Below are 10871 nucleotides of genomic sequence, written 5' to 3'. Positions count from 1 at the left end.
CTTCATAATTCAATGAAAATATGATGACCTTTGTTTTAAGGTAAAATATCGTATATCATTCGTTTATTATATTTAAAGTTATAGTTGTCTGGATTCCACGGTTGTATCCATACCCCACCACCAGTTCATGTAGTAAATGTTTATGTAGGGGTTTGTTTATAAGATATTGCCGAGGATTGATTTAAAAAAGCAATAATTGACAGATTCCCTTTTTCAATTGATGAATTAAAGTGGCGAGTTATTGTAAACTATTTTGGTCTAAGGTTGATTTCTACCTTTTATCAAGAAACAACTGCATAAAAACCAAGTCCAGCCAACGGTCAAACTTGTAGCCAACTTCCTTAAAAGTGCCTATTTCTTGAAAGCCAAATTTCTTATGGAACCCATAGCTGCCTTTGTTTGATGCATCGACCCCGGCAATCATGGTATGGAAGCCTTGCTCAATGGCCAGTTTAATCAATTCTGTCATGATTAATTTCCCGATTCCCATTCCCCTGAAGTTGTGATGGGTGTAAATGGAATGTTCCACACTAAATCGATACGCATCCCAAGGTCTAAAAATGCCATAGGTACCAAAACCAACAACTTCGTTGTCTTTTTCTGCCACAATTACCGGCATACGGTCTTGCAATTTTTTTTCAAACCATGCGAGTTGCTGCGCATAGGTGCGTTCTTGATAATCATATACCACGGTTGAGTGCAGGATTTCATGATTTATGATTTCCAGAATGGCTTTTACATCCTTGACTTCTGCTTTTCGGATTGTTAGGTTCATACAGTAAAATTGAAAGTTACTCTAGTTTAGACCAAATGCCCTTCCATCGATATCGTCTAATAAATTTCCCCTCCTCTTTGGAAACATATCGGGGTCGACCTTGGAAGAATGCCTTTAGGTAGCCAACTGTCATTTGAAAGAACAAACCTATACTTTTGGCCTGCCAAGCCATTTTCAAGGCAGCGATTTTGGCAAGAGGAATACCGTAGCGCATTTTGTAGAGCGCCTCGCCTTTGGCCAGATGGTTTTTGGAACTGTACCCATGCCCGGTGGGACGAAGATGCTTTACGTGCAGTTCGGGTATGGTCTGGGTGTCAAAATCGTGGTATTGGGCCAATAGCACATCCACAGTGTCCCAACCAACTCCGGGGCGTAACCCATCAATCTTGTCGAAACAGGCCTTGTGGTAGAGTTTTATTGGACCTCGGATATGGGATTTATCGGCAATGTTCTCATACACCCAATCAGAACCTTTTTTTATGTACAGCAATCCAGAACACATGCCCAGTTTCCAATTGGCTTGAAAACGGTTCAAAACTTCTTCAAAATAGTTGGGAGGCAAGATAATGTCTGCATCAAACTTGCCGATTAAATGATACTCCGAAGCATGTTGAAGCCCAAAATTGAACGTATCCACCACTTTTTTCCCAGGGATATGCGCATCGGTGGATTTTCGTTGAATCACTTTTATCCAATCGTGTGCTTGGGCATATTTTGAGGCTATCCCAAAGGTTGTATCGGTGGAATTGTCATCTACAACCATGACTTCATTTGGTCGGTGGGTTTGCGCCACAAAGGAATCCAAACAATCCTTGAGGAAAGCAGCTTCGTTGTGTGCGGGAATGATGATGCTGATTTGCATTCGCTAAAATTCCAAAAAACAATTCATAATTCCCAATGTAGTTTTGCGGTTTCTGTCATTCTGGATGAACAAAGTGATTGAAGAATCTCTTTGTCTTCCATCCTATATAGCGTAAAGCAGAGATTTTTCGCTACCGCTCAAAATGACAAACTGTAACCATTCAGTTATTGATAATTGTTTATTGTAAAATGATGCGAATCATCGTTCCGCGTAAACTATATAGTAACGGTTGGTAAAAAGACGGAGTAGGGGTCGCAGTCCAATTTTTTTGGTGGGGTTGGTCCATTTGGCGGAGTCCTTTATGGTCCATCCAGCCTTTTCCAACAGCCAATCAAACTGCCAGTCTTCAAATTCGTGATAATGTCGGTCCCAAGGGTCGGTCTTGCTTTTATAGGCCGATGAAAACCACAACCGCATAGGAATACTGGCCACCAGTTTTTTGGCCTTCACTTCCTTGAGCACGTTAAAAGGTGCAACCAAATGTTCAAAAATCTCAAAAGCCGTGACCACCTCGGCATTGGATTGGGTAACCACATCAAAATCCACGTCCAAATCCTCGCCTTTGGTGTTTTCCACTTCGTAGCCTTGGGCTTTCATAATTTCGGAAAAAGGATTTTCAACCCCTAGATCCAAAATGGGTTCTGAAGTTTTGATGTGTTTCTGAAGGAACGCCAGCGTATGTTGGTAGCGTTTGTTGGGAAAATTGTTCTCGTACATGTGCTAAAATTCCAAAAAACAATCCACAAATACCAAATAAGTTTTCATGTTATTGAGTTATGCCGTTATCTAGCTACTGGAATTTGAGGTATGGCCCTTATTGCTTAAACTTGCCCTCTGAACTTGACTCTTGAACTTGGAACTTAATATCTGTACACCATGGCGTTGATGTTCATTCCGGCACCTACACTGGCAAACATAACAACATCTCCCTTTTTTAACTGATGCTGGGGCATTTCTCCTTTTAAAACCAAATCGAACAACGTAGGAACCGTGGCCACGGAACTGTTGCCCAATTTATGGATGCTCATCGGCATGATATTTTCGGGAACCTCTTTTTGATACAATCGATAAAACCGTTTTACAATGGCCTCATCCATTTTTTCATTCGCTTGGTGGATGAATATTTTTTTAACGGCATCGATGCCCACACCACTTTTGTCCAAACATTCTTTCATGGCCTGGGGTACATGGGTACAGGCAAATTCGTAGATTTTTCTTCCATTCATTTTGATATACCGGGTGTCGGCACAAGCATCTTCATGGTTGGATTTGTCAAAATAGAGATAATAAGCCTCCTCATTGGCATACGTGGCAGAGGCGTGACCCAATATTTTTCCTGATTTAGGGTTGGCTTCCAGAATTGTGGCTCCAGCACCATCGGAAAAAATCATGCTGTCCCGATCATGTTTGTCAACAACCCTTGAGAGGGTTTCTCCACCAATGACCAAGCATTTTTTGGCCATTCCACTTTTAATGAAAGCCGCTGCTTGGATGACACTTTCTATCCAACCAGGACAACCAAATATCATATCATAGGCCACACATTTGGGATTTTTAATACGCAGTAGATGTTTTACACGTGTGGCCAAACTCGGTAATGTATCCCCTTGGATTTTACCCGCGGTCATGTCCCCAAAATTGTGGGCAAAGATGATATAGTCCAAGTCTTCGGGGTCGATTTTGGCACTCTCAATGGCCTTTTGCGCTGCCAAATACCCCAAATCGGACGTCTTGAGGTTGGATGGAGCATATCGCCGTTCTGCAATCCCAGTGATGGATTTGAACTTTTCTATAATGACCGCATTATCTTGTTGGAAGCTGGAACCGTCATTTTCCAAAAAAGTGTGACCCAAAAAGTCTTCATTCTTTGTAACGATGGATGGAATATAACTTCCAGTGCCTGTGATGCCAATATCCATGGTAGAAGTTTTATCCGAAAAGATAGTGAACAATTCTTTGGCTATTATGCGCGCATAATACTCCTTACAATGTTCAAAGCTTATTTTAGTGGGTTGTTGTATAAAAAAAGCCCTGATTTTATTTTCAAATCAAGGCTTTTTCCCAATAATTTCATGGTTTGGCTATGCTTCGGCATATGCTTCAATGGGGGCGCAGGTACATATCAAATTACGATCCCCAAAAGCTTCATCCGTTCTTCGAATAGCGGGCCAAAACTTGTTTTCGGTGACATATGGCAACGGAAAAGCGGCTTTTTGTCTACTGTAGGGATAGTCCCAGACATCACTTGTCACCATCTCCAACGTATGGGGTGCATTTTTAAGCACGTTGTTGGGGTCATCTGCACTGGCTTCATCAATTTCCTTGCGGATGGACAACAGTGCATCACAAAATTTGTCCAACTCGGCAAGACTCTCACTTTCTGTTGGCTCGATCATCAGGGTCCCTGCCACGGGAAAGGATACCGTTGGCGCATGGAAACCGTAGTCTATAAGTCGTTTGGCAATATCCGTCACCTCAATGCCATTGGCCTTGAACGGTCTGCAATCAATGATCATTTCATGGGCAGCCCTTCCCCTTTCTCCCGCATACAACACATCAAACTTCCCTTTTAATCGGTCTTTGATGTAGTTGGCATTGAGAATGGCAGCTTTGGTGGCATTGGTGAGCCCCTCATATCCCAACATTTTGATGTATCCATAGGAAATCAAACACACTAGGGCACTGCCCCAAGGTGCTGCAGAAATGGCATCGATGGCTCGGTCTCCACCGGTCTCTACCACTGGGTTTGTGGGCAAAAAGGGTTTTAACTGCTCAGCTACACAGATAGGGCCTACGCCCGGGCCTCCTCCGCCATGTGGAATGGAAAAAGTCTTGTGCAGGTTGAGGTGGCATACATCAGCACCAATGGTCGCCGGATTGGTAAGGCCAACTTGGGCGTTCATGTTGGCACCATCCATATACACCTGACCCCCATTGTCATGGATCAATTGTGTGATTTGTTTTATGGATGACTCAAATACACCGTGGGTCGATGGATAGGTGACCATTAAAGCGGCAAGATTTTCGGAATGTTGCTTTGCTTTTTCCTCTAAATCGTCAATATCGATGTTGCCTCGCTCGTCGGTTTTGGTCACTACCACTTTCATTCCGGCCATAACAGCCGAAGCAGGGTTGGTTCCGTGGGCCGATGCTGGAATAAGACAGATATTTCGGTGTCCCTCGCCTCTGGATTCATGATACGCACGAATGACCATGAGCCCGGCATATTCGCCTTGCGCGCCAGAGTTTGGCTGCAAAGAAGTAGCTGCAAATCCCGTAATGACGTTCAATTGTTGTTCTAAGGTTTTCAACATTTCTTGATAACCTTCAGCCTGGTTCAAAGGCACAAAGGGATGTATATTTCCCCAGTGGGCCCAGCTCAACGGAAGCATTTCGGAAGCAGCATTCAATTTCATGGTGCAACTTCCCAAGGAAATCATGGAATGGTTCAAAGCCAAATCCTTACGTTCCAATTTTTTGATGTAGCGCATCAACTCGGTTTCCGAGTGATAGCTGTTGAACACTTCGTGTTCCAAAAATGGGGTTTTCCGTTGTAGTGCAGTTGGAATAACTTCTCCAACTTCTACATTCTTTGCACTGTGATTCTTAACATCATCTGATTCCACAAAGCAAGAAATCAATGTTTTCAAATCTTCGTTTGAAACGGCCTCATTCAATGAAATGGAAACGGTATTGGCATCAACATAATTTAGGTTGATGTTTTTGCTTTCGGCAACTTCTCTTAACCGTTTTGAATTCTTAACGGCTACTTTAATGGTATCAAAATAAGCAGCATTTAATGGTTCAAATCCTATGCTTTCAAGGCTTTTTGCCAATTGCTTGGTCTGGTTGTGCACTTTATCAGCAATATATTTCAATCCTTTGGGACCATGGTAAACGGCATACATCCCGGCCATGACGGCCAAAAGCACCTGTGCAGTACAAATATTGGAGGTTGCCTTGTCCCTTTTAATATGCTGTTCCCGAGTTTGGAGTGCCATACGCAAGGCTGGATTGCCATCGGTATCCTTGGTCACCCCAATGATTCTACCGGGAATACTTCTTTTGTAATCTTCCTTGGTGGCAAAAAAGGCGGCGTGTGGCCCTCCGTAACCCAATGGAATTCCAAAACGTTGGGTGGTGCCCACCACAACATCCACTCCCCATTCCCCCGGAGGGGTAAGCAGTACCAAACTCAAAATATCGGCAGCAACGGCCACTTTGATTTCATTCGCTTTGGCTTTTTGTGCAAACCCAGCATAGTCGTAAACCTGTCCGAATTTTCCAGGATATTGCAGTAGGGCTCCATAAAAATCTTCTGAAAAATCAAAAGTTTCATGGTTGCCGATAACCAGTTCTATCCCCAATGGAACGGCTCGGGTTTTAAGAAGGCTCAATGTCTGTGGAAGGATTTCCTCAGAAACAAAAAACTTTAAGGTATTGTCCTTTTTTTGTTGACGTGAACGAAGCTCGAACAGCATGGTCATGGCTTCGGCTGCTGCGGTACTTTCATCCAAAAGGGAGGCATTGGCAATTTCCATTCCGGTGAGGTCGCTTACCATGGTCTGGAAATTCAGCAAAGCCTCCAAACGTCCTTGGGCAATTTCAGCTTGATAGGGCGTGTAGGCAGTGTACCACCCTGGATTTTCCAAAATATTCCGTTTGATTACGGATGGGGTCAGGGATTCATGATACCCCAAGCCAATATAGGTTTTGAAAACCTTGTTCTTTAATGACAATTCTTGGATATGGTTCAAGAACTCATGTTCACTTATCCCTTCGGGAAGGGCCAAGGCTTTTTTCAATGTAATATCATCTGGAATGGTCTCATAAATGAGTTGTTCCATATTTTCCACCCCAATGGTTTCAAACATTTTGGGTAGGTCTTTCTCTGCAATGCCAATATGTCTGGCGGCAAACACTTCTGTATTCATCTCAATCCAATAAAGTGCACAAAATTAGGGATTAATTCAATGAAAATGGGCAATTTTGAGGGACTCTAAACCAAAGTTGTTAACCACAAATTAACCTTTGGGCCTACAACAAAGATTCTGTTCAATGCGCATTGTGAAATCCATCTTTGATTTTTATTTGGATGCCAGTATCCATGTGGCATTGGCGGTCATATGCCTAACCGGGGTCACTTTTTATCTATTAAACACTTCTTTTGATATTTCACTTCTGGGATTCATCTTTTTTGGGGTGATCGTATGCTACAACTTTGTTAAGTATGGCGTGGAGGCCTATAAATATTTGATTGTTTCCAGTGCCTATCACAAAACCATACAAATCTTTAGTTTTTTGGCCTTTGTGTTTGCGTTTTACTTTTTAATGCAGTTGGATCGTAAAATATGGGCGGCCATAGGAGTTATGACCTTACTTTCCGCCCTTTATGCGGTTCCTTTACTGCCCAGAGCAAAGAATCTCAGGAATTTGGGTGGGTTCAAGATTTATATTGTGGCCTTGGTATGGGTGGGGTTCACGGTTCTTTTGCCGGCTATGGACGCTGATATTCCGCTGCACTGGGATATATGGCTATTGTTCTTGCAACGCTTCATTTTTGTAGTGGTGCTCATACTGCCCTTTGAAATCAGGGATTTGCAATGGGATGATACGAGTTTGAGGACATTGCCCCAGATGTACGGGGTTAAAAAAACCCAAAGAATCGGAATTGTATTAACGGTGATTTTCTTTTTCTTGACCTTTTTACGGGATGCCATTTATCAATATGAGATACTGTTGCGACTCATTCTTTGCGGAATCATGATTTTTGTGCTTTTGTCCAGCAAAAAAATGCAACCCCGATATTTTGTCTCATTTTGGGTGGAAGGAATACCTATTTTATGGTTGGGAATGTTCTGGGCAGTGGAAAATTATTTTTAGAGCCGTTTTTCCAAATCACGCTTCATGCATTCCTTGTCATCATCAGAAAGGGATGTTAGTCCGGCCTTGTCACAAAGTGAAGTCAACTTGGAATTCTTTTTGGAATATTTTGCACAGGTCTTACAATAAAGTACGTGTAGGCGCAGCTTTAGGACTTCCCAAAAACTTGCTTCGTCATATTGTGATTTGGTGCAGATATGTGATGCCTCCTCGCATGATATCTTCATAGCTAAAACCAATTTTCATTTAAACAACCCATAAGAGCCGTCCTTGCCCGGTGGATCATTACCCACAAATTGGACGGATTAATCCCCAGTTCATTACAAACATCTTCAGTGCTCATTCCTTGAATGGTCTTCATTTTAAAGACTTGTGCCTGTTTTTTGGGCAACTTTTCAATGCATTCCTGTAGCGCCAGTCCCAACTCTTCATTTTCCAGCACGTTGTCACCATCCCTACTAAAAGGATCGGCCACTTGCTCCTCAAGCCAATCCCCATCCGTATCTGAATCGGTATTGTAACTGATGCGGACTTCGGCCTTTCCTTTTTTGGAGTTGATCTTGCGATAATGGTCGATCACTTTTCGTTTTAGGATAGCGATCAGCCAGGTGCGCTCTGCGGCATCACCCTTGAAATTTTTGGCCGAATTGAGTCCGGCAAAAAAGGTCTCCTGTACCAAATCCTTGGCAATTTCCGAATCGCTCACGCGGGCCACCGCATAATTGAACAGGTAATCTGCGTACAGGTCTATCCAATTCTCAGGATGTAGTTTGTGTTCGGCCATTGGTTAAAAACAGGTAGCAAAAATAATGGAATTTGGTCAATCATATATGATGTTATCCCATGCAAATAACCTTAAATGGGTGTTTTGTTCAATTTTATGATTTTATATGGAAGAAATTGACCAAGTCTTTGGTAATCAACTTGCTTTTTCCACCAATCCAGCCCTTTCCAACAATGCATCAATTTTGGGTTCTGCTCCCCTAAATCGTTTATAAAGTTCCATTGGATTTTCGGTTCCGCCTTTGGAAAGAATATGTTCTTTGAACTTATCTGCAATTTCCCTATTAAAAATCCCCTCTTCCTTGAAATAGGCAAAGGCGTCGGCATCCAGAACCTCGGCCCACTTATAGCTGTAGTAGCCTGAAGAATACCCGCCTTGGAAAATATGGGCAAATGAGGTGCTCATACAGGTTTCGGGAACCTTGGGAAACAGGTCTGTGTTTTCAAAAGCTTCAGTTTCGTAAGCCTTCACATCTTTAATGTTGGTGGGGTCGGTGCCATGCCAAGCCATGTCCAAAAATCCAAAACTCAATTGTCGCACGGTTGCCATTCCCTCCTGAAAAGTGGATGAATCCTTGATTTTTTCAACCAGCTCCATGGGAATCAACTCACCCGTTTCATAATGGTGGGCAAACAGTTCCAAAGCTTCCTTTTCATAACACCAATTTTCCATGATCTGGCTGGGCAGTTCCACAAAATCCCAATACACCGAAGTCCCCGACAACGAAGGATATACCGTATTGGCCAACATGCCGTGAAGTGCGTGCCCAAATTCGTGGAACAAGGTGGTGACTTCATTAAAAGTTAACAATGAGGGTTTTGTGCTCGTGGGTTTGGTGAAATTGCAGACATTGGAGATGTGTGGTCTACTGTTTTCGCCATTTAAAGTGAATTGGGGCTTGTACAAAGTCATCCATGCACCCCCTCGTTTGCCGGCTCGGGGATGGAAATCGGCATAAAAGAGCGAAATAAAATTGTTGGCATCGTCATACACCTCAAAGGTTTTCACATCACCATGGTACTTATCAACGGTTGAGACCTCCTTAAAAGTGAGTCCGAACAACATTTCAGCAACTTTAAAAACTCCATTGATGACATTTTCCAGTTTAAAATAGGGTTTCAGCTTTTCATCATCCAGATTGAACAGTTTCTGCTTTAATTTTTCGGAATAGTAGGCGCTGTCCCATTTTTCCAATCTGTCAATGTTGTCCAGTTCCTTGGCAAAGGTTTCCAGCTCGTTGAATTCCCTTTCAGCGGCAGGTTTGGCTTTTTCCAAGAGTTCATTCAGGAAATCCATCACTTTTTCAGGCGTTTCTGCCATACGTTCCTCCAGTACAAAATGGGAATGGGTTGGGTAGCCCAGCAAATTGGCCCGTTCATGTCGTAGGGCAACAATTTTGAGGACATTTTCCTGATTGTCCAATTCGTCATTATGGAATCCTTTGCTGCCAAAGGCGATGGAAAGCTCTTTTCGCAATGCCCTGTTCTTGGCATATTTCATAAAGGGAATGTAGCTGGGGTAATCCAAGGTGATCAACCAACCTTTTTTGTCCTTGGATTGGGCCAGCTGTTCAGCAGCTTCTTTTTCTCCCTCTGGAAGGCCTTCTACATCCTTTTCATCGGTCAACAAAAGCTCATACTTGTTGGTCTCGGCCAGCACATTTTCGCCAAATGTCAATTTTAACTTGGCCAGCTCAGCATCAATTTTACGAAGTCGCTTTTTATCTTCCTCATTGAGATTTGCGCCATTTCGACTGAACTTTTTGTACCGTTTTTCCAATAAGGTTTGTTGTTCCTGGGTGAGGTCCAAGCCATCTCGTTGTTCATAAACAGATTTCACTCTTTGGAAGAGCCCTTCGTTTAGAATGATGTCATTGCCAAATTCAGACAATAGGGGAGAGACTTCTTGGGCAATTTTTTGGATTTCTTCATTGGTCTCGGCAGAATTCAGGTTGAAAAAGATGCTGGAAATCCTGTCCAACTGCTGTCCAGAAAAATCCAATGCTTCCAAAGTATTTTCAAAGGTGGGGGGCTCCGGGTTATCAACAATGGCATCAATTTCCGCTCTGGCATTTTCAATGGCCTGAAGAAAAGCGGGTTTAAAATGTTCGTTTTTTATTTTCGAAAATGGAGCTTGGTCAAAAGACTCCAACAATGGATTGTTCATAGTTGATTCTTGGATTTTTTGATTTTTAATCTTGTAACAATAAAATCAGCCACTAAATATGCAAAGGAGACCATGCTGGAAAATACGGCAACGGTGATGAAGGCAAATCCTCGGGACGTATCTTGGGTAACTCTGTTCATGGCTTTTAGGGCCTCGTCGGAATATTCGTTTAAATCCACAAAGCCATTGCCATTCAAATCAAAGCTTTCGGCGTAGGATCTAATATAATGCCATCGAATTTCAACCGCTATAAGGAGAACAGCATAAAGCGTGAAAACCAATAATCCACTTCGCCAAATGCATTTGAGATAGGGGTTATGTATTTTCTTCCACGTTAGAAGAATAATAAGGATGGCGCATATACCCAATAAAATTCCAATTTGGTTGTAGCTCATAAGGTT

General features: G+C 42.6%; 10 protein-coding genes. 1 reads left to right on the top strand and 9 read right to left on the bottom strand.

From position 1 onward, the window contains the following. Positions 1 to 271: 271 nt before the first annotated feature. The 5 genes from A7D14_RS11060 to gcvP all read right to left on the bottom strand — a co-directional run bounded on the left by A7D14_RS11060 (position 272) and on the right by gcvP (position 6571). Positions 272 to 775 (bottom strand): GNAT family N-acetyltransferase, encoded by a 504-nt coding sequence (locus tag A7D14_RS11060; protein WP_067034268.1) that lies wholly within the window; start codon positions 773 to 775, stop codon positions 272 to 274. Between the two features lie 16 nt (positions 776 to 791). Continuing rightward, a complete protein-coding gene (locus tag A7D14_RS11055; RefSeq protein ID WP_067034265.1) occupies positions 792 to 1637 on the bottom strand; it encodes a glycosyltransferase family 2 protein in 846 nt (281 codons plus the stop codon). Between the two features lie 198 nt (positions 1638 to 1835). Further along, a complete protein-coding gene (locus A7D14_RS11050; protein WP_067034262.1) occupies positions 1836 to 2354 on the bottom strand; it encodes a methyltransferase in 519 nt (172 codons plus the stop codon). A gap of 143 nt (positions 2355 to 2497) precedes the next feature. Further along, entirely contained in the window at positions 2498 to 3556 is a 1059-nt protein-coding gene (locus A7D14_RS11045; protein WP_067034259.1) for a 3-oxoacyl-ACP synthase III family protein, read from the bottom strand. A 162-nt stretch (positions 3557 to 3718) separates the two neighbouring features. Continuing rightward, positions 3719 to 6571, bottom strand: coding sequence for an aminomethyl-transferring glycine dehydrogenase (gcvP, locus tag A7D14_RS11040; RefSeq protein WP_067034256.1), 2853 nt, complete (start codon positions 6569 to 6571; stop codon positions 3719 to 3721). A gap of 124 nt (positions 6572 to 6695) precedes the next feature. Between gcvP and A7D14_RS11035 the strand changes: the two genes are divergently transcribed. Then, positions 6696 to 7520 (top strand): hypothetical protein, encoded by an 825-nt coding sequence (locus tag A7D14_RS11035; RefSeq protein WP_067034253.1) that lies wholly within the window; start codon positions 6696 to 6698, stop codon positions 7518 to 7520. Here A7D14_RS11035 and A7D14_RS11030 read toward each other — a convergent pair. From A7D14_RS11030 to A7D14_RS11015, 4 genes are all read right to left on the bottom strand, one after another. Then, entirely contained in the window at positions 7517 to 7747 is a 231-nt protein-coding gene (locus A7D14_RS11030) for a hypothetical protein (RefSeq protein WP_067034249.1), read from the bottom strand. The genes A7D14_RS11035 and A7D14_RS11030 overlap by 4 nt on opposite strands. 2 nt (positions 7748 to 7749) lie before the next feature. Beyond that, the gene (locus A7D14_RS11025; protein ID WP_067034246.1) at positions 7750 to 8304 is read right to left on the bottom strand and encodes a sigma-70 family RNA polymerase sigma factor; all 555 of its coding nucleotides are present in this window, start codon (positions 8302 to 8304) and stop codon (positions 7750 to 7752) included. Positions 8305 to 8439: 135 nt separating this feature from the next. After that, complete coding sequence (locus A7D14_RS11020) at positions 8440 to 10470, bottom strand: M3 family metallopeptidase (protein ID WP_067034243.1); 2031 nt, start codon at positions 10468 to 10470, stop codon at positions 8440 to 8442. Then, entirely contained in the window at positions 10467 to 10865 is a 399-nt protein-coding gene (locus A7D14_RS11015; protein WP_141673355.1) for a hypothetical protein, read from the bottom strand. Before A7D14_RS11015 ends, A7D14_RS11020 begins: the two co-directional genes overlap by 4 nt. Between the last annotated feature and the right edge of the window lie 6 nt (positions 10866 to 10871).

This window comes from Allomuricauda sp. CP2A (genome assembly GCF_001683915.1).
Taxonomy (GTDB): Bacteria; Bacteroidota; Bacteroidia; order Flavobacteriales; family Flavobacteriaceae; genus Flagellimonas.
This window is presented reverse-complemented; position numbering and strand designations above follow the sequence as displayed.

Bases quoted from the DNA above. Each gene is read 5' to 3' on its own strand.
- A7D14_RS11060 (WP_067034268.1), bottom strand. From the start codon at position 775: ATGAACCTAACAATCCGAAAAGCAGAAGTCAAGGATGTAAAAGCCATT.
- A7D14_RS11055 (WP_067034265.1), bottom strand. From the start codon at position 1,637: ATGCAAATCAGCATCATCATTCCCGCACACAACGAAGCTGCTTTCCTC.
- A7D14_RS11050 (WP_067034262.1), bottom strand. From the start codon at position 2,354: ATGTACGAGAACAATTTTCCCAACAAACGCTACCAACATACGCTGGCG.
- A7D14_RS11045 (WP_067034259.1), bottom strand. From the start codon at position 3,556: ATGGATATTGGCATCACAGGCACTGGAAGTTATATTCCATCCATCGTT.
- gcvP (WP_067034256.1), bottom strand. From the start codon at position 6,571: ATGAATACAGAAGTGTTTGCCGCCAGACATATTGGCATTGCAGAGAAA.
- A7D14_RS11035 (WP_067034253.1), top strand. From the start codon at position 6,696: ATGCGCATTGTGAAATCCATCTTTGATTTTTATTTGGATGCCAGTATC.
- A7D14_RS11030 (WP_067034249.1), bottom strand. From the start codon at position 7,747: ATGAAGATATCATGCGAGGAGGCATCACATATCTGCACCAAATCACAA.
- A7D14_RS11025 (WP_067034246.1), bottom strand. From the start codon at position 8,304: ATGGCCGAACACAAACTACATCCTGAGAATTGGATAGACCTGTACGCA.
- A7D14_RS11020 (WP_067034243.1), bottom strand. From the start codon at position 10,470: ATGAACAATCCATTGTTGGAGTCTTTTGACCAAGCTCCATTTTCGAAA.
- A7D14_RS11015 (WP_141673355.1), bottom strand. From the start codon at position 10,865: ATGAGCTACAACCAAATTGGAATTTTATTGGGTATATGCGCCATCCTT.